Source organism: Novosphingobium sp. (assembly GCF_030699305.1).
Lineage (GTDB): Bacteria > Pseudomonadota > Alphaproteobacteria > Sphingomonadales > Sphingomonadaceae > Novosphingobium.
In genome coordinates this window covers 17447-36627 of record NZ_JAUYNB010000035.1, presented here as the reverse complement: position 1 = coordinate 36627, position 19181 = coordinate 17447, and the positions used below count along the sequence as shown (strand labels likewise).

The 19181-nt window shown below is 61.1% G+C and carries 15 protein-coding genes; 9 read left to right on the top strand and 6 right to left on the bottom strand.

Features of this window, described 5'->3' with window-relative positions; translation table 11 throughout:
• Window positions 1–66 precede the first annotated feature (66 nt).
• The 6 genes from Q8Q53_RS14105 to Q8Q53_RS14080 all read left to right on the top strand — a co-directional run bounded on the left by Q8Q53_RS14105 (window position 67) and on the right by Q8Q53_RS14080 (window position 6385).
• A complete protein-coding gene (locus Q8Q53_RS14105; protein WP_305702423.1) occupies window positions 67–2139 on the top strand; it encodes a ParB/RepB/Spo0J family partition protein in 2073 nt (690 codons plus the stop codon).
• Window positions 2140–2212: 73 nt separating this feature from the next.
• Window positions 2213–3880 (top strand): ATP-binding protein, encoded by a 1668-nt coding sequence (locus tag Q8Q53_RS14100; RefSeq protein ID WP_305702422.1) that lies wholly within the window; start codon window positions 2213–2215, stop codon window positions 3878–3880.
• Window positions 3877–4776, top strand: coding sequence for an ArdC family protein (locus Q8Q53_RS14095; protein ID WP_305702421.1), 900 nt, complete (start codon window positions 3877–3879; stop codon window positions 4774–4776). The genes Q8Q53_RS14100 and Q8Q53_RS14095 overlap by 4 nt, the downstream gene beginning before the upstream one ends.
• An 87-nt stretch (window positions 4777–4863) precedes the next feature.
• Window positions 4864–5520 carry a hypothetical protein gene (locus tag Q8Q53_RS14090; protein ID WP_305702420.1) on the top strand — a complete coding sequence of 219 codons (657 nt, stop codon included), beginning with the start codon at window positions 4864–4866 and terminating at the stop codon, window positions 5518–5520.
• Between the two features lie 11 nt (window positions 5521–5531).
• Window positions 5532–6137: a hypothetical protein gene (locus tag Q8Q53_RS14085; protein WP_305702419.1), complete on the top strand. Its 606-nt coding sequence runs from the start codon at window positions 5532–5534 to the stop codon at window positions 6135–6137.
• 95 nt (window positions 6138–6232) lie between these two features.
• Window positions 6233–6385, top strand: a complete 153-nt coding sequence (locus tag Q8Q53_RS14080) for a hypothetical protein (protein WP_324608756.1) — start codon at window positions 6233–6235, stop codon at window positions 6383–6385.
• Window positions 6386–6389: 4 nt separating this feature from the next.
• Here the strand turns inward: Q8Q53_RS14080 and Q8Q53_RS14075 are convergent, their stop codons facing one another.
• The gene (locus Q8Q53_RS14075; RefSeq protein ID WP_305702417.1) at window positions 6390–6878 is read right to left on the bottom strand and encodes a hypothetical protein; all 489 of its coding nucleotides are present in this window, start codon (window positions 6876–6878) and stop codon (window positions 6390–6392) included.
• 109 nt (window positions 6879–6987) lie between these two features.
• Between Q8Q53_RS14075 and Q8Q53_RS14070 the strand changes: the two genes are divergently transcribed.
• The gene (locus Q8Q53_RS14070; RefSeq protein WP_305702416.1) at window positions 6988–7395 is read left to right on the top strand and encodes a DUF3768 domain-containing protein; all 408 of its coding nucleotides are present in this window, start codon (window positions 6988–6990) and stop codon (window positions 7393–7395) included.
• Between the two features lie 4 nt (window positions 7396–7399).
• Window positions 7400–7672 carry a hypothetical protein gene (locus tag Q8Q53_RS14065; RefSeq protein WP_305702415.1) on the top strand — a complete coding sequence of 91 codons (273 nt, stop codon included), beginning with the start codon at window positions 7400–7402 and terminating at the stop codon, window positions 7670–7672.
• Between the two features lie 10 nt (window positions 7673–7682).
• On the opposite strand, the gene Q8Q53_RS14060 is transcribed toward Q8Q53_RS14065, so the two are convergent.
• Together Q8Q53_RS14060 and Q8Q53_RS14055 are read right to left on the bottom strand one after the other, a co-directional pair.
• Window positions 7683–10208 (bottom strand): DEAD/DEAH box helicase, encoded by a 2526-nt coding sequence (locus Q8Q53_RS14060; RefSeq protein WP_305702414.1) that lies wholly within the window; start codon window positions 10206–10208, stop codon window positions 7683–7685.
• Window positions 10208–11272, bottom strand: a complete 1065-nt coding sequence (locus Q8Q53_RS14055; protein ID WP_305702413.1) for a DUF1837 domain-containing protein — start codon at window positions 11270–11272, stop codon at window positions 10208–10210. Before Q8Q53_RS14055 ends, Q8Q53_RS14060 begins: the two co-directional genes overlap by 1 nt.
• Window positions 11273–11438: 166 nt before the next feature.
• Between Q8Q53_RS14055 and Q8Q53_RS14050 the strand changes: the two genes are divergently transcribed.
• Window positions 11439–12374 carry a DUF2971 domain-containing protein gene (locus tag Q8Q53_RS14050; protein ID WP_305702412.1) on the top strand — a complete coding sequence of 312 codons (936 nt, stop codon included), beginning with the start codon at window positions 11439–11441 and terminating at the stop codon, window positions 12372–12374.
• Between the two features lie 130 nt (window positions 12375–12504).
• Here Q8Q53_RS14050 and Q8Q53_RS14045 read toward each other — a convergent pair whose 3' ends face one another.
• Genes Q8Q53_RS14045 through Q8Q53_RS14035 form a run of 3 tightly spaced genes read right to left on the bottom strand, consistent with a single transcriptional unit; the run spans window position 12505 to window position 19152 of the window.
• Window positions 12505–14784, bottom strand: coding sequence for a DEAD/DEAH box helicase (locus Q8Q53_RS14045; RefSeq protein ID WP_305702411.1), 2280 nt, complete (start codon window positions 14782–14784; stop codon window positions 12505–12507).
• On the bottom strand, window positions 14714–16018 hold the full coding sequence (locus tag Q8Q53_RS14040; RefSeq protein ID WP_305702410.1) for an ATP-binding protein: 1305 nt from the start codon (window positions 16016–16018) through the stop codon (window positions 14714–14716). Before Q8Q53_RS14040 ends, Q8Q53_RS14045 begins: the two co-directional genes overlap by 71 nt.
• Window positions 16015–19152, bottom strand: a complete 3138-nt coding sequence (locus Q8Q53_RS14035) for a TerB N-terminal domain-containing protein (RefSeq protein ID WP_305702409.1) — start codon at window positions 19150–19152, stop codon at window positions 16015–16017. The genes Q8Q53_RS14040 and Q8Q53_RS14035 overlap by 4 nt, the downstream gene beginning before the upstream one ends.
• Window positions 19153–19181: the final 29 nt, after the last annotated feature.

Here is a 19181-nt window from a genome sequence, read left to right as displayed (position 1 = left end):
AGGGGAGGGGGGCTGGAAGGGGTGAGCCGAAGGGCTCGGTCAATCCAGCTTTCAGGAGCACCCCCAATGAACGACATCGAGATGATCCCGCTTGGCAAGCTGCGCTTGTCCGAGGCCAATGTGCGCAAGAACGACAGCAACCTCTTCATCGAGGAACTTGCCGCCAACATCGAGGCCAAAGGCCTCCTCCAGAACCTTATCGTCGCGCCGGCCAAGAAGCGGGGCATGTTCGACGTAACCGCTGGTGGGCGCCGCCTGCGTGCGCTGAACTTTCTCCTCGAGGCAGGCAAGCTGCCCAAGGATCACCCCGTCGCCTGCCGCGTGCTCGACATCGATGCCGCCGAGCAGTCCGAGCTGTCGCTGATCGAGAATGTGATCCGCCTCGACATGACCCCGACCGATGAAATCCGAGCCTACAAGCACTTCGTCAATGAGGGCAGCGACCTCGATGCGATTGCCAAGCGGTTCGGCCGCACCCGCCGGTTCATCGAAGGCCGACTGCGCCTTGCCGACCTGGCCGATCCGATCTTCACCGCGCTCGAGGAAGGCAAGATCACCCTCGACGTCGCCAAGGCCTACGCAACGACACCCAACCATGAGCGCCAGATGCTGGTGTGGAACGAGCTTTCGAACAGCTGGCAGGGCAACCAAGCCGATTCCATCCGCCGGATGATCACCCACAGCGCGATCCGCTCGTCCTCGCCCATGGCCAAGCTTGCGAGCGAGGCCGACTACCTCGCCGCCGGCGGCAAGATCGAGCGCGACCTCTTTACCGAGGATGGCGGCGAGACCTGGATCGACGCGGAGATCGCCCAGCGTATCGCGGGCGAGAAACTCCAGGCCTACGCGACCCAGATCGCCGAGACTTCGGGCTACGCCTGGGTGCGGCCGATCCTCGAGACTCGCGTGACCTACGGCGCAACCGAAGACCTGCATCAGGTCCATCTTGAGCCCGCCCCGCTATCGGATGAAGAACAGGCGGAAGCCGACCGTCTCATGGAGACGATCTCCGCGCTCGAAGCCGAAGGTGAGGCGCTCGACGAGGACGATGAAAGCGCCGCCGCCGAGTTTCAGGAACGCTGGGATGCGGCGACCAATGCTTACGACGCACTCCACGACAAGCCACCAGTGATCCCCGACGAGATGAAAGCCAATGTCGGCTGCTTCGTGATCATCGGTGCCGACGGCGAACCGACCGTGGCCAGCGGGCTCTACAGCGACAAGCCGCTCGAGAAGCGCAAGGCCCGCGGTGGTGCCGATGCGCCGGGCGGCGCTGACAGCAGGGCAGGGGAGGGGGCAGGCGCCGCCTCGGCACCCAAGCCGCTGTCGCAGAAGCTGGTCGAGGAACTCGCCCTCCAGCGCCGCGACATCCTCGCGATCAATCTCGCGTCCAACCCGGCGATCGCTCTCGACTACCTGATCTTCGCCATTGCGGATTCGCGCGCGCTCTACAGCGCCCAGGCTCTCGGCACGACGCTGCGCGCGCCGTCACCCTCGCTCTACCTCGCGAGCTATCCCGAGAGCCCAGCGCATACGCTCATGGCCGACATGCGCGAGACGCTCGATATGTCCTGGACCGAGCACCGCCGCACGGTCGACCGGTTCGCCGCGTTCAGCGCGCTCGACGACGATGCCAAGGCGAGCTGGCTCGCCTGGTGCATGGCCAAGACCCTTGAAGCCAGCATGGGCATCGACAAGAAGACCGGCCAGGGCGGTCCCGAACCGATCGATCTCCACGATCACCTTGCCACGCTGATGGGGATCAATGTCGCGAGCCACTGGCGGCCGACTTCGGCCAACTACTTCGACCGCGTGAGCAAGCAGACGCTGCTCGCTCATGTCAGCGAGGTCGGCGGCCCGACAATGGCGTCGAGCTTCATGGGCTCGAAGAAGGGCGACCTCTCGGCCTCCTGCGAGAAACTGTTCGCCGGCGAAACCATCGTCGCGCCCGAGGTCAAGGAGGCCGCACTCGCTTGGGTGCCCGAAGCGATGCGGTTCCGGGCCATCGCCGCCAGCGAAACCGAGGACGAGCAGGCGCCGATCGAAGCTGGGGGCGAACCCGCGCCGGAGGGTGAGGACGACGGACTGGAAGCCAACGAGGACCAGGAAGTCGTCGCGGCTGAGCCTGTCGACGCCTGATCCAACCCTAACGACGCAGCCGCAGGCCGATACGCCTGCGGCTGCACGTCTCCCACATTCAGGATACTCCACAATGACTACGCTGACCAAACTGCGCGCCCGGGTTTCACCGCAAGCGATCTCCAAGGTGACCCGCATCTTCAACGGGACCCTCGACGACATCTTCAATGAGCTCTTCCAGAACGCCCGGCGCGCCGGCGCCACCTGCGTTGCCGTTACCGCCGAACATCTCGCTGACGCCTGCCTGATCACCGTCGCAGATGATGGCGCGGGCATCGGCGATCCGGCCGACCTCGTGTCACTTGGGCAATCCGACTGGCCCGGCGACTGCCGGACCCGCGAAGATCCCGCTGGCATGGGCTTCTTCAGCCTGGCCGGACTCGACACGGTGGTGAGTTCCACCAGTGCTGTTGGCTCGTTCTCGCTGGCGATCGCAGGCGATGCCTGGACCGGTGAGGCCGACATCGATGTGCTCCCTTGGGATGGCCCGCGCGGCACGACTATCGCGTTCCACTTTCCGCCCGGGCCCGATGGCAAGCTTGAGCGCACCGTTGAAGCGGCGGCGCGATTCTTTCCATTGCCGGTCAGTTACAACGGCAAGGACCTCGCCCGCGCCGACTTCCTCTCCGATGCCTACAAGGTCATCGAGCGCGATGGCTATCGCATCGGGGTGTTCCGCGACCGGCATTCGCCGCACGTGGCGACGCTCAATTTCCACGGGGTAACCCTCAAGCACGCGTTCCCGGTAATCAAGGAGGTCCACCACACCCAGTGGAGCGTCCAGGTCGATATCGTTGATTCCCCGGATCTCGTCCTCGTCCTGCCCGCCCGCAAGGAGATCTACCGCAACACCGCGCTCGACCACCTCGTGGCGTTGTGCCGGCGGGCGATCTTCTCGGTCATCTACGCCGAACCGCTGCACCGACTGAGTTTCGAGGACTGGCTCGAGGCACGGTTCTACTGCGACAATTTCCCCCAAGCGGCGCGGCAACTGCCGCTCTGGTCGCCCTCCACTGCCCGCGGCGACTGTCGCCCGGTCCCGGCTTTCGCTGATCTTGAGCCGTTCGCCACCATTTACGATGACACGGACTCCTATGATTCGGTGACGTTCGGCCGCGCGCTCCGGCGCTCGAATGGCGGCGAGCCGCACAAGCTCGGCGGACCGGACCCCCGCGCGTTCTATGAGCCGATCACCAATTTCATCGGCTATCCATGGTACGACGCGCTGTCCTGCTTCATCCTCACCGGCGAGTGCTTCACGCACGACGGCGATCAGTCGGCCACGAGTGAACCCGACGCCCTGACACTGCGCCCTGACGCGATCAGGATCGAACTGACCGATCAGCACGGTCACCGCCTCGACGTCGAGACCGACTTCGTCATCCAGGAGGGCGATGATTCGTGGGGCGATCCTGACTGCGCGGTGATTGCACTCACCCGGGGCTCGGAACTCGATCCGAACGATCTCACCGACCTCATCATCGATGCGGTGTTCTCGCCCTCGGACGATTCCGATGCGGACAGCTACGACACCCAGGAGACCCGCTTTCGCCACGACGCTGCCGTGCGGGCCCATGCCATCCTTGAAGGAGATGACGCCGCCATTCTTGCTGGCATCCGCATGGCCTTTGCCGACCGCGTAGCCTGGCGCATCCCGCACGGACGCAAGCTCCAGCTCGCCTGGTCGAGCGGCGGCAATGACCTGACCCTTGTCGACGCGAGGGAGGGCTCGGACCAATGACCCGTCATCCGAAGCCCGATGTCGCCCAGGTAATCACCGACCTGATCCTCGAAAAGATCGCCGCCGGCACCGCCCCGTGGCTCAAACCTTGGTCGGCGACCAGCACCCGTCCGCTACGCCACAACGGACTTTCCTACACGGGGATCAACACCTTCTTCCTTTGGGCGGTCGCCGAAAGCCGCGGCTTCACCAGCCCCTACTGGATGACATTTCGTCAGGCAGCCGAGCTTGGGGCCCACGTTCGCAAGGGCGAGAGCGGCTCGTTCAGCGTGTTCTATTCCTCGGCACGCAAGACTGACACCGATCGCCTGACCGGTGAGGCGACTGAGAAGACCATCCGGTTCATGAAATGGAACCACGTGTTCAACGCCTCGCAAATCGATGGACTGCCGGGGCACTACTATCCCGAGCCGCCAAGCCCGGCGGCAATCGGCGAATTGTCCGCCGGGGTTCGTGACTTCCTGGAGGCAATCCCGATCCGCGTCGTCCATGGCGGCGACAGCGCATACTATTCGCCGGGAACCGATACGGTCACCTTGCCGCATCCGCAGGCATTTCATTCCATTGAGGCTTACTTTTCAACAAGATGCCACGAATTTGGTCACGCTACAGGGTCTGCCAAACGGCTCAACCGGCAGTTCGGCAAGAGGTTCGGCGATGATGCCTATGCTTTCGAGGAGATCGTTGCCTCGCTGACCCAGGCTACCCTCTGCGCCGAATACGGTCTGCCCAACGAACTCCACGACAGCCACGCCGCCTACATCCATCACTGGATGAAGATCCTACGCGGGGACAAGACCGCGATCCTCCATGCAGCCGCCAAGGCAGAGCAGGCGGTCAAGTGGCTGCGCCAGTTCGATCCGGCGCTCACGGGCGACCTCAAGGAAGCGGCCTAACGGAAGTCGGACACGCTCGCATGGCGAGCGGGAAGGGGAGGGGGTGGGAGCCCGGCGCGCCATGGGGCGCGATGGAGGCTTACACCCATGAACTACGATCTCGACTTCCGCTATCGCCGGGCGCTCCAGCCCGACGGGCTCGCGACCATCCCGACCGCTACCCAGGCTGTGGTCGACGCGATGCAGGATGCGCGCAATGCCGGCATCGATCCGGCTCGCGATCCCGCGACCATACTGCTGGCCCGGCATCTCGGCCGTATCGCGCTCGGCCATGCTCCGGACGAGACCTTCACCGAGGACACGCCGCTGCGCCGCCAGTGCATCGCCAAGATCGATGAGCTGAAGTCCAAGCCCGCGCTGGTCGCACTTGCCCGGCGCGGGATCGGCTATGACCCTGAAGCAAAACGCGCCTTCCACCGCGAAGCGCGCTCGGCGCTCCGGGTCGCAGCCCGCCATCTGGACCTGGACCCCGATCAGTATGACCTGCGCAGCAACTTCGCCGGTCCCGCTGTCTCAGGCGAGATTACCCTCCATGGCGACGAGATCTACGTCCAGGTCTCGATCCCCTGCATCCGGCCTGGCCGTGAGGTCATGTTCCGCCGCTGCAAGGGGCGCCAGGACTATCTCGGCGGCCGCAATCACTTCTGCGACATCGCCGTCCTCGCCGCCCCGCACAGCTTCCGCGCGCTGGTCGTCCGCGAGACCGGCCTTTCCATCAACCCGCGCAGCCAGGCGCTGCTCTAGGAGAAAACCCCATGGGCTGGCTGTTCATGTCCCGCGGCGGGATGTCGCCTTTCGCCACGCCGAAGGCGTATCTCGACAACCAATGCACCTATCCGCCCGATCCGGACAAAGGCCGCGATACCGGGCTGAGGGTGATCAAATCGACCGTCCGCTCGGGCGCCTACTACGCCGCCTGCCAGACCTATGACGCCGAAGGTCCCAAGGAGACCTTTGCGATCATCTGCCTAGTCAAATGGAACCCCGGCGCGCGCAGCGGCGAAGAGTTCGGCTACAAGGACATGACCGAGACGATGGGCCCCTACCACTGCGATTGCCCGGCTTCGATCCTCGACCTGCTGGGTCCTCCCGGCAACGAGTATGCCGCCAAATGGCGCGAGGCTTGCCGTGCGCGACTTGCGCTGACCTCGCGCCGCAAGCCGCGGCCGGGCGACACGCTCGTCCTGGCAGAACCGCTCACGTTCACCGACGGGCAGAGCGAACGCAGATTCCGGGTGGTCCAGTCAGGCCGGAAGACCATTTTGCGCCGGATGAACGACGGGATGGGCGTGAAGATCAGCAAGCTGATGAGCCGCGCCTGGACGATTGTTCCGGCCCCGGCCGCCCCCTCGGCGCCGTGACTTGCACGCGAGCTTGCACCGCCATGCCGGACCAGCCACCCCCCGAACGCTCACCCAAACGTGGGCGCCTTTGCAGCATCGAGAATGCCAACCGCGTGGCAACCCGCGTCGCCGAGCATATCCTGACCGACACGGCGGTCGTGAAGACAGGAAACCCGCTGCAGCCATTCCGCGTGGTCCTGGCGAGCAAGGCCGCGCCGGGCCGCACCGTCTCGCGGGTCGTCACCTGCAATGATGACGAGCCCTGATCACTCAGTAGGGTTCCGGGCCGCGCTCGACAAACCACGACTGGCCGAGCTCAAAATCGGGGTTCGGCGACACCAGCGGGCCGTCGGGGCCTTCCGCCACATAGGGCGAGACCAGGTCCTTGCGGCGTACCCGCGAGCGGCTGAGCCAGGCCGCAGTCCGACCGCGCGCCTTCAGCATGCCCAGCAGCCAGTCCATTGCCTCGGCCATCTCGACCACGCCGCGCCCGGCGAGGCTGTAGTAGATCGCCCGCTGGAAATCGTCGCACGAGGTGCTGAGGATCGCCGCGAGCTTCGCCCGCCCGCCGGGCGCATTTTCATGCACCAATGACACCGCTTCGCGCAGTTCGCGGACCGAAAAGTAGGCGTCATCGACCCCGACCCCAATGCACAGGGCTGCGATCGCGCGCCGCGGCGGCAGGACATTGAGGTCGCACGAGGCATCGCGCAGCGCGATATCAAGATCGAAATGGTCGGTGTGGGCGCCGATGGGCATCGGGAATTTCCTTTCGAGAAAGAACGTAGCGTGAACGCTCAAGCGCCGTCAACCGGTAGGCGGAGGGGAGGGGGAGTCCATCGGACGATCATTGTAAAAGGAGAGTTTGATGACCCAGCTTGCCCAGGCCGCCCCTGCCGACACCGACCGAACCACCGAGATAGCCGCGCTCAATGATGCCGCCCGCGCAGGGTCGCTTGTGAACTCGAAGACCGTGTTCACCCGGGCGCTCGCGGATATTCTTGCCGGAGAGGATCCCGATCCTGGCACCCGCCAGTTCAACCTGATGATGGGACAGCGCGCACTGCGGCGGCTGATCAACGAAACGCCGATCGATCCTGGCAACGACCCGCACGGCGAGCGCGACTTCGGTGTGGTCGAGCACCAGGGCCACAGGTTATTCTGGAAGGTCGACATCTACGCCAACGACGGCACGTTCGCCTGGGGATCGGAGACGCCGTGGGACGCACAACAGAGCTTCCGCGTCGTGACCATCATGCTGGCGAGCGATTGGTGACGCGATGAGCCGGTATTCGTTGAAGCCACTGCCTAACCGTGCGGATGTGTTCGAAGTAGCAGTGGGGTGGGATCCCGGCCTGAGCACCTATTTTGCTATCGTGTTTGGCGCGCCAGAATTTGCCTGCGAGCCTGAAGTGTTGCTTTGGCGTGGATGCACGTTCGGCGAGATCTGCCGAGTTGCAGAACTGCTCGACATCGTGAGGGAGTTTGCCGAAGTGGCTCCAGAATTGAGGCGCCGATTGGATGCCGACCCAAGCGCTGAACCCCCTAGCTAACGCAAGTCACTCAGCGGGCCACCCGGCGTATCTCCTCGACCAGAAGCGGGGACAGCTCATACATGTCGAGGTTGGCCTCCTTCAGCCAGATGCGTGCCTCCGCGATGGTCATGTTCTTGTTGACGGTGGCATCATTTAGAATGGCTGCGGCGACACGAGACAAACCGAGGCCCATGAAACTGATCATCGACCTGTCCGAAGCACCAACCTCGAGATAGAGGGAAAGTGGCGGCACCGAGCCGGCCATCTCCGACAGGCCGATCTCATTCAAAACGTTAAGGAGCACGGCACAGTAGCATGACATCAGCCGGACCACCTCGAACCGGATCACCTTCTCGATAGTCTCGAGCGTGTTGCGGATCACGGCCCGGGTGCTCTTCTTCTTGTCGAAGTTGATGGCGTTGTCGATGATCTTAGGGAGAGGGTCGCCGCTCATCCAAAACACAGCCATCAAGGCATGGTACCGGTGCGATCCGTGGCTCTCTGGAAGACCCAGCAGGTGCATATGGCAAAGCCTCAGGAGCGATGCGTAGGAGAAGTATGCTCCGCTCTCGCGCGGATGCGCGGGGATCAGCGCGCGCACGCTCTCCTTGTCCGTACCCACTCTGGCGAGTAGTGCGGCGTGAAGCGACTGTTGCCGATGCGGTGACAGGTTCGGACTTTGGCGAACGACCTCAACGGGCAGTGTCAGCACTTTGACCACCTCGTCGAGCGCAGTCTGGACCCGTTCGGTCGACGTTGACGGCACGCCCGCCGCGGTCAGTCGCGACAGCGTTGTCGGCAGCTCACCGCGCGAATGGTCGTCTAGTAGCCGGATGAACAGGGTCTCGAGGTCACCGTCCGGCTTCCTGTCGTCACTATCGTCGTCGGCCATCGTCGCTACGAGATCCTCCAGCCGCTGCGCGACACCGTCTTGGAGGGCAGGCACGATCTCGCTGTCCCTCTCCTGATCGAGCGGCTTGGCCTTCCACTCGTCATAGTCGATCAAGAAGATGTTGCCCTGGAACTCGCGGCGCAGCCGGCCGGCGCGACCGGCGAGGTTCCAGAAGTCCGTACCCTCCAGAGGGCGCTGCCTCCCCTTCTCAGGCCTGCACATGAAGACGTTGCGGGCCGGCAGGTTCACGCCCTGAAGAAGCGTACTGGTACACACTAGGAAGTCGATCGCACCATCCGCGAAGGCATCCTCCACCGCCTGCCGAACTTGCGTTGGCATGTTGGAGTAGTGGAAGCCAACACCCCGACGGATCGCCGCTGCCAGGACATAGGATGGGTGTACCGACTGGGCGACGAGCTCTGCCACCGCCTCGCGCCGCGGCGTAGTCTCCCGGTCCGCAAACAGGTCGGCCAGCTGGATGGCTAGGTTTTCCGCCTCGGCGGCGCCGTTCGCATAGACGATGGAGGGCGCGCCTTTGCCGAGAGCGGCCGATATGTGAACGAGGCGCTCCTTCTTCGATGCGATCGTTTGTCCGATCGCGAACTCGCCGACCAGCGCCTCTTCGCCGCCCGGCTCGATGTTTAAGACCGAGAATTCGCCCTGGCGCGACGAGGTTACGCGCACGATCAGGAAGTTCTGCGCAACCGTCGACTCAGTCGATGGAAGCGTCTCCACGCTATCGAGGCCGAAGGTGCGACCGAACACATCTAGGTTGCGGATGCCCGGGCTGGCGAAAAGGAGCTGCGCATCCGCGCGGCGACGAAGCAGGTCGTCCACGACCCACTGCAGTAGAATGCCGCGGCCTTGGTCGGCGATGCTGTGCGCCTCGTCGACGATGACGATCCCGGCGCTCATGTCCGGATGCGCCGCCAGCATCAGCTGGGTCCGCTCCTGCGTCATCACGAATACCGCGCGATTTGGCAGCGGCTGATCTCCGTCGAGCGGCACGGTGACAATCTCCGGCGCCCCTTCCGTTCCGAAGAAAAGGTCTGCCAGATCGCGAGCGACCTGGGCAATTAATGCACGAGTCGGCACGAGGTAGACGACGATGCGCTCCCCAGCCTCGTTGAACACACGCGCGAGATGGCCCTGAAGGATGAAGGACTTTCCGGCGGACGTCGGTGCGGCGACGGCGATGCTGCGCCCTTCGCCAAGTTTGCACCACAGGTCGTGCTGGAAGCTCGTTAGCAGCGCGGGGCGATCCCGCAGTAGGACGCGGCGCCGGTCCGAAAGGGCCATCTCCTCAATCGCGAGATCTAGCGGCAGGTCCGCAGCTGCGCGGCCGACATCTTCGCGCGTTTCCAGCGCGGGAAAGTTGCCGAGCCGGGCAAGCACAACGCGGAGCGCCTGCTGCATGGGCAGCGTCTTTGCGCCCACCACCTCGTACGTCATGGTCGCCGAACGGTATGCCTGGCTCCGATGCACCGGATCCGTCGAACAAGCTAGGATCGCGGATGCCTGCATAAGCCGCACTGCCTCTTCGACGGTCACCTCCGGCTCAAGTGGCCTTCCTAGCTCGCGCGCCAGCCAAGTTCGATGGGTAAGAGCCGCTGCGTCGTGGAAGCGGCTGTTGCCCCAGATCTGATCAGCCAGTTCCTGCATCAGGCGTTGTCCCCTTCATCTTGCGCCTGCTTCTTGCCGCGGCCTTTCTTCGGTGCCTTCTCGGCGGCCGGATGCTTCCAGCCGATTTTGTCTTGAAACAGATCGCGCAACGTTGCCACGGACGGAACCGGCATGATGAACATCTCGACCTCCTGGTGCTCGATGCCCTTTGCCTTAAGAGCCTTGGCAATCTTCGGCGCGGCTTCTTCAAGCTGAGCAAGAGCCAACTTGCGGAACTCGTCCTCGGCATCGGCCTCGCAGGCCAGCACAGAAGCAAAGGCGTCGAAATCGAAGGCAACGAGGCAGGAAATCACGTCGTGGCGGTTTGTGTATTCCGAACCATACGGATCGAGGAAGTCGAGCATTGCCTTCTTGGCGTGAGGCGTCAGGCTTGACAGATCCAGGTGCCGCTTCACTAGCGTAATCTCGTGCTTGATCTTCTTGTCGTCCAGGGATTCGGCGATCGACTTAGCCGCCTCCGTGATCGCCTGGTCCAAACTGCCGTAGAGCTTCGCCTCTCCCCAGTAGATGTAGAGCCGCCCCGTCGCCGCACAGTATCGGACGTGCACTCCGTCCGCACCATGTACAGGCATCTCGGTGTTCGTCTTCAGCGACATCTTCGCGACGATCTGGGGCGCCTCAAGGAGCCACTCCGTCAGCAGGTACAGTATCAGTTCGCCGGCTTCGCCGTTTCGGTTCGTCGCTACATGGGCGCGCTTGAAGAGATCGAAGGCTTCCTGGCGGAGAACCTCGAACATCTTAGTGAAGTCCTCCGGCGAAACCTTGCCATATTGTTCGTAGAGGTCAGTGACCTGCTGTCGGGGCAAGCAGAAATTGACAATGTAGGTCGAGACGGTGTCCACCAGTTCCGCGATCATCGGCTTGCGCTGCCTAAACGCAGGATAGTGGAGGCGGAGCTTCAACGCCTTGCAATCGGTCATCACGGCATGATCGACCGACTTGAACCGCATCGACAGCTTGGACAGATCGCGCTTGAGAGACGCAAGCGCATCTTCGAGGGCGCCGGTCGGCGGTTCGGACGGAACGGCGGTGGTATCGGTCAACGAAGCGCAGGTCCGTAGGGCTCGATCGTCATAATGTCGATTTTCTCACTTCTCGCCGTTGCTCAAATGTGTTGCACATGGGAAGCCGTTGTTATGCTTGGGGATGGCAAACCGTCAATCACACGAATTCTAGCAAGCAATTCCGTAACAAGGCACAGGGACGGCAATGCCGGACAAGGTATACAAATACAGACCCTTTAGTGTGAACACACTGCGCGCCCTAACCGAGGCAGAGGTCTTCTACGCGAAGCCATCTACTTTCAACGATCCGCTGGACTGCGATCCCACGATCGACGTGGATATCGACCGTAGACACCTCGAACGTTTGCTCTACCGCATGATTGTCAGACGGAAGAACGAGGAAGAGGGACGCAATGAGATCGGCCGTCTCCGCTATAATTCCTCAGAGTACGGCGACTACCGCACTAATGCCGAGGTCGAAAGCTATTTGATGCGCACCCTCGCGAGCACCATCAAACACGAGCTCGACCTGGAACTTGGAGATGAGGGCGTGCTCTCGCTGTCCGCGACGTGGAAGAGCGGGCTAATGTGGTCGCACTATGCCGATGAGCATCGTGGCATTTGCATTGAGTACGACACCCGCGATCAGGGGCACCCACGTCTCAAGGCGGTCGATTACAAGGGCCCCCGCGCGATCAAGACAAGTGATCTTTATCGGTGGAAGGTCCGAGATGATTTGGTAGCACAGGAGCGGGTGTTTCAGACCTACTTCTATACAAAGTCGAATGAATGGAAGTACGAAAAGGAGTGGCGCGACGTTCGCGACAGGAACGGCGTCACTGACGCCCCGTTTCGCATAACCGCAATCCTCTTCGGACTCAGATGCAACGGGTCTGTCATCAAGAGCATAGTCAAGCTCCTGAACGATCATCCACAAATCAAAATTTGGCAGGTTCTCCCTAAGGACGACGGATTCGGACTGCGTCGGTATCTGGTCAATCGAGACGAGATCGATGCGATGGCGGTTCGGGAGCCCAGCTTCCTCATGTTTAAGGACATCGTCTGGGACGATCTAGACGATTTAGAGGATCTCGGTACAGTGGCTGAGCTCGCCGGACCGGAAGAGGATCCCGGAGCCTAAACGTGACCGAACCCGCACATGCCGCATTACTCGCGGGCGCAAAGAAGCACTTCTTGCTCATGGATCAAAACCAGATCGCCAGTCAAATCGTCTTCACAATCTGGGTTGCTCCTGACCTTAGTGTTTTGACTCAGTCGCCTGTAGTAGCTGCGAGCTCGCGTATCAGTTGACTCATCGGTTCACGAAGAGTCTCGTGTCGACGAACCCAAATCCGACGCAAAAGATCTTCTGGAACATAGGCGTCATATTTCTCGACAATGAGATTCTCCACGAACCGCCCGAGGTCCTCAATTGGAGGGCAACCATCAATTGATGCGATCACAGCGGAAGCGTCCTCGATTGGACAGCCAGTCAAAGTGATCCCGACATCGAATGTTTCGCACGCGAAGCCCATGGACGTGAGCAAGACCGCGAGCAGTGAATTTGCTGATGTACCTTGCCAAGTTAGGACGTGCGTCGCGGAGCCCGCATCGATGTAGCGGGATTTTTGCAGGCCGAGTTCGGCAAAGGCCGAGCGGCCGGCAGCCAAGAGCTCCTTGGCGTTGTCGTCGAGATAGTCCGGCAGATCCTCACTCATCAAGACGGCCAGCATCTCAGCTGCAAGGCGGTCATGGATTGGCTCCTGACCAAGGCGATCAAACTTTGGCACACGCCCTGTGTTATGGGCGACAACTTCAACGACCTTCGCCTTGTCGTCGATACCGGTCGCACGCCAACGACGTCCCGCAAATCCGATTATCGATCCGACGACTAGCGCATTTACGATCGGCAGTGTTCCGAGTGTCCGTCCGGAATGGACCAGGCGCCATTCCTCATCGGTCGAGAAGTTGGCATAGAAATCTCGCGATGCAGTCAGCTTTTCCCCTTCTGGGCCGAGCATGAGCGAACCGTCGGGTGCTTGCTCGATCAGACCTGCCTCATCACTGCCCATTCCTCGGAGCAGGTCGGCGAAATCGGCTTTCTTGAGAGCTGTAAACGGTCCCTGCTGACACAAGGATGCGTATAGGGCCCCGGCGCTTATGGCACCCCGTTGGACTATGAGCGACAGAATCTGGTGAACACTGACCGATAGCAAAGCTGGGTCGGCTTGAGGGGGTTCGACGAACTTCAAGCGTAGCAAATTCAGCGCTGCCACGGCCTGGACCACGGGCAAGTGCAATTTGTCTAGCGGATCAGCGTCGGCAACAGGATATGGTTCGCGCAAATAATTCCGGAAGATCGCGCTGGATCCCTCCCGCCGACCAGACCGGCCTAGGCGTTGCCGCAACGATGCGAGCGAGCGTGGCGCGCCAAGCTGCGACACTGCAACGACGGAACCGATATCGATCCCAAGCTCCAGCGTCGTCGTCGCAACTGCTGTTGTTGGCAGGCGGCCATCCTTCAGTCGCAACTCGAGTTCTTCTCGCAGGCCTTTGCTCAGGCTGCCGTGATGAGGAAAGAACTCGTTGGGTACCTGGCCTTCCTCGCTGATTGTGCGTAGCCGATCGGCCAGAGTTTCAACGTTGGCCCGAGAACTGGCAAAAAAGAGGTTGTTGCTGCCACGTAGAGCTTCAAAAGCGTGCCGAGCGATCTGAGCCAAAGCTGATCCAGATTGCGGTTCATTGAGCATCCCATCGCCGTCCGCACCGCCTTCGGGTGGTTCGACATAGGCCCGGACTTGGACTTTCAGCGGTGGGGCACCGCCCGCAACCGCAATGATCTTCGCTGGTTTGGGTGCGGTGGCGCTTAACCATCGCGCCGCGAATTCGAGGTCGCCTATTGTCGCTGACAATCCTACTCGTCGCGGCCGCCGATCGTTCAGCACCTCAATCCGATATAACAAGCTCGAGAGGTGAAGACCTCTCGGTCCTTGGAGGAATGCATGAAGCTCGTCGATTATGATTGCATCAAGCGCACCGAAAAGGGCTTCGGCAGTTGCCGGTCGCCGCAACAGCATTGCCTCGATTGATTCCGGGGTGATCAGCACCACACCGGAGGGTGCCTTGATGATTTTGTTCTTGGGACCTTGGGGGGCATCACCATGCCAACGAACCAGAGGTAATTCGAGTTTGTCGCACAGCTCTTCAAGCCGACGGTACTGATCGTTGATCAGCGCCTTAAGCGGAGCGACGTATAGAATCGAGATACCAGGCTCCGCCCGCGCTGTAGAGGAGCCCAGGAGCGGCAAGAAAGCTGCTTCGGTCTTGCCGGCTGCGGTCGCGGCTGAAATAAGGACGTCCTCGTCACTGCCACAGATCGCTGCGATCGCCTGCTCTTGCACATCTCGCAAACGAGACCAGCCCTGCTGCCTGACCCAGCGTTGGACCTGCGGATGGAGCAGATCGAACCCGGAACCGCTTTCAGAGCTCGAACGTGGCAAGCTCATCATCGCCGTCCACTGCAGTGGCGACGTCTTCGCCAGGATCGTCATCCACCGAAACACTCCCGATCAAGGTTCGCCAATCGAGAGCGGGGTTCTGCTCCAAGATTGCAAGGAGCTGGACGAAGGCCTTGATGGTGTTACGCGGCGTCCGAAAGTATGCTTCGCCAATGCGCTGGCTGCAATGCGCCATGAATGCGTCGAGCGCTTCATCGGGCACGAGATGCTTCGTCGGGTCGCCTAACGCGAAGATCGCGCGGATGTTGCCCAACAGGATCAAGAATTCCTCAGGCGAAAGGTTTTGGAGGCGAACGACCGGGCCGCTAAGATCGACCAAGCCGGGGGCGGCAAACTGGTTTTCTGCAAGCCGGGACTGCAAGGCCTCATAGCTGTAGAGCCCGCGGCGGCTGTCCATGAGGAATTCAGGCGTGCCACCGAAAATGAAACCAAGCCCTTCGGAATTGCCCTGGAGCATGTCGTTGACCATGCGCAGGATCTGCTCGAAATTTTGGTTTCGTGCCTGGGAGCTCTGCAATTTGTAGATGTTGACCATCTCGTCGAACACAACCAGCAAACCAGTGTAGCCGGCGAGCCGAGTGAAGCGAGCAAGGAGCTTCAAGCTGTCAAAGACATCGGCGTCGTCGATTATCGAACGGACTCCTAGAGATTGGCGCGCCTCGGTTTTCGTCGGAAACTCGGCGCGTAGCCAACGCAGGGCCGAAGCCTTCAGAGCCTCGTTACCAGCCTCACTGCCTTGCCAGTAGCACTTGAGCACGTGCGAAAAATCATGGCCGCCCACCAGCTCTTGGATCGAAGCCAGACGGTCATCGATGACCTGTTCTACGGGCCGGTTATCAGCGTGCGCGACCTTCACGCATTCGCTGATGAAGCGTTCAACAACGCTAGGCAGTGCGCCGCCATCCGGTTTGGTCCGTGTGGCCATGTTGCGGATCGCTTCTGCATAAAGCCCGCGCGCCTGACCGCCGGTCGCATGAATGCGACGATCGGGAGCCAGGTCTGCGTGAATGGTAACGCACCGACGCTCCAACGCGATTAGCCGCACAAGACTCAGGAAGAATGTCTTACCTGCGCCGTATTCCCCGATAACGAACCGACAAGATGACCCGCCGTCGGCGATCCGGTCGATGTCCTTTATTAGGGCGCTGACCTCGAGCATCCGCCCGACCTGAATGTGCTGCAAGCCGACCCGCGGGACGACGCCAGCAGCGAGGGCTTGGACTATCGTGTCGCGGTCGCGAAGCCGGATTGGTGTTCGCTCGGTCATGCGGCGGCCATGCTCCTGATTTTGTCGATGAGGTGCGGTTGAATCGAAACGATGTCTTCGCATTCGATCGCGATGTCGTCGAGGGCGTCGAAAGCCCAATCGTTTATGGTTTCAATGGCTCCATCGGGGAGCAGCCGCTGCACACGACAGAGGGTCTCAAAAACGTCGGCTTCGACCGGCTGCTCCGAGAGCGTCAGAAGTACGTGCGAGTGCGCGGCATCAAGACCAGGCAGGCTCCTTTCTTCTGGCTGTGGTTGGGCCGTAGTTTCTGGCGAGGCCAATTCCTCTTCCTGGAAAATGCTGGAGAGCATGGTCGAGACTGCGGTTGTCTCCCGTCGAAGCCGGGCCAGCCTCTCGCTATCGACGATGTGGGCCGGTTGCTTCGTACCGGTGCGTTGCGATCGTGGGCTGTTCTCGCCCGCGTGCAGTCGCGCATAAACCTCGTCCTGCGGCTTCCCAAGTGACTTGTAGAGACCCTCCAGAAAACGCACTTCGGACGGCAATACGCGTTGATCGGCAAGGATCGCGCGAACGGCAGCATTCAGCACTCGATCCTTCTCAGCGTCGGGTAACGCCAGCAGCCGATTGGTCGCCGCGCGCAATTTTGAAGGGTTTGATGCCAAAGCCTGTGCGTGAGCGCGCAATCTATGCTGGTCGTTCGAATCCAGCCCTTCAATTTGTGCGACATCGTCGAGGATCACGCTCATTTCCGCCTCGACGACCTGGTCGTCTGCCTTGGCGGCCAGAACGGCAATCTCGATCATCGTGCGGGCCGAACGATACTCGTCACGTTCTTGATGCGCCTTGATAGACTTACCCATCTCGAACAGGCACAACACGGTGTCGTCACTTGGAGTGGGGGCAGGGCCGAACCGCTTATCTGGTTCGAAACCGATCTGCATCGCATCGAGGATTTCGGGCAGGCGCTTAGATAAGAACGCCCTTCGGTCTGCAGCCAGTCCCCCCGGATTTCCTGCCAACACTTCCAACACTTTGCCGACAGGCTTCTGCGCAAAACCATCTTGGCTATTTCCGTCAAATAGAAGAGTCCGTGCTGCGCTGAGGAGGGCTTCGGCGCGATCATTCAAGGCCTCTGCGGGACAAAGTGCGGCAGCGAGCAAGGTCGCGCGCTCTTTGGGATTGCGGCCAAGGAACCTGCTGAGCGGATCGAGTTCCTCGGTACATGCCGTCAGCAAGGCTTCAAGCTTGGTCACAGGCCCTGCGATTGCTCCAATATCGGGCAGGTCCTCTAGTTCGGCATGAGCATTGAATTCGCCGCTCGCCGCTCGATAATTGAATTGCAGACGCGTTTTGCCGCCACGCACCTTGATGCCATCGGGGAAGCGTTCAGCGAAGCGATACCTCCACAGCGCGCAGAACTGATCAAAGCAGCGACTAACGGCGGTTCGTGGATAGAGCTGGGGATGGGTCAAGGCCCAGCACAAGGCGTCATCGGAATCTATTGCTATACCGTCACGGACTTTGCGGCCGAGCCGCACCCGGATGTCAATGGGGATTTCCCAACCTCGCCGCATGTCGAGCGAAATTACATTTCCAGGGGGTGCGATGTCGAAGATCAGCTCGCCAGCCTCGATCAGCGCCCCACAATAATTACGGAATGAGTGGTTGTCGCCGTAGATGTCCAGCAGGCGACGCGCTTCCGCTAGGATTGCGCCTGCATCCTGCTCGCTCTTCTCCGCGATCAAGCGACGCTCGAGGCCATAGAAATAGACGAAAACATACCCAATGGGAGCGTTCGGTGTACTACGCCCGGAAGCAAGCCATTCCAGATACGCTCGACGTGCAGAGGGCGTTAGCTCGCTATAGTTCGGCCAGTAACCCAGAGATGTCCCGAGCGAGTCTGAATCGGATGCCACCGACAACGTCGGGTCAACCAGAGCTCGATGGTTCGACCGTCGATCGCCTTTCCCGTAGTAAAGAAGCTCCCCTTGAAATTCGATTCCGGCCACCTCCACCGTGGTTGGCTCGGCGATCCAATGTGCAGCTGGTGCAGGAGCAAAAGGCTTGGCGAGTTTGGCGATGAAGCTTTGAGACGGCTCCCTTCTCGGGGCGGAAACTGGCTGGGGTTGCGCCGTCGGAACTGGCCTATGGCCGTAACCAGTGGCTGCCCTTCGCGCATCGTCAAGCTTGGGATGGGCGTACCCACGAACGTAAAACTGACCATCTCTGCCCAGCTTGATGCCAGGTTCGATTTCCGCCCAGCTCTCCTTTGGGCCGCTGTACGTCGCAGGCTTGTTAGGATTGTCAGGGAAGCCGGCGGTTGCACCGTTCGTCCCTACGGCCGCCGAAGGTGCGGCTGTTCCTCGGCGGCGCTGCGCATAATTCTCAGCCTGTGCCCTCGTGGTGAATGTATAACCGCCGGACATGAAACGGCCATCCGAGGTCGGTGTGACCTCGTACCTGTCAACGCCGACTCTCATTGACGAGGCACGATTTTCTGGAGCCTGCTCCTTTGAGGCTGAATCGAGCACCCCTTCGATTGCAGCGTTCCGCCGCGCACCGCCGTCAGCTTCACCTGGTCGCCGCGTCGAACGCCTCTCCTCGGTGAGACCGAACTGATAAGCCTCCTTATAACTGGCAAAAACCACTCCGGCACACTCGAAGGTCCCATCTGACAAGCGCAATACACCATGCTGGTCGCGGGTTGGTTGCTCGTCGGAAGCCTCAATGTCACCTCCGGACGATATACCGACCGTGTCGAACCTTGCATCGGCCACCTCGGACGCTGCGCCATATTGGTTTCTCCCCCGTTCGCCCCGCAGTGCCATAAGACCAAGAGAAATAGCCAGTAACGCCATGCCTGCCAGCGGTTGGATGAAAAGCGCGACATAGCCAGCGATGTTGATCGAAACGAGCCAGCCACTCCTGCCCTGATCATGCAGGCGGCGCACCTGGAGCGCAAACCATGGCACTCCTGTGACCGCCCACCAGAAAACGTATGCCAGCGCCCAAGTCGGAGTAGCCTTGGCAGAGGTCTGCGCGCTGAGACCGGTAAGCAAAACCGTGGTGACGAATACAGCAGCCGAAAGTGCGAAGAACGACCAAAACTCACGCGTGCTCGCACGTCCGGAAAAATCCGAGTACTTCCGAAAAGGTATTAAGGCGTTGTGCATGCGGCTGAAATTCACTCATGTGGCGGATA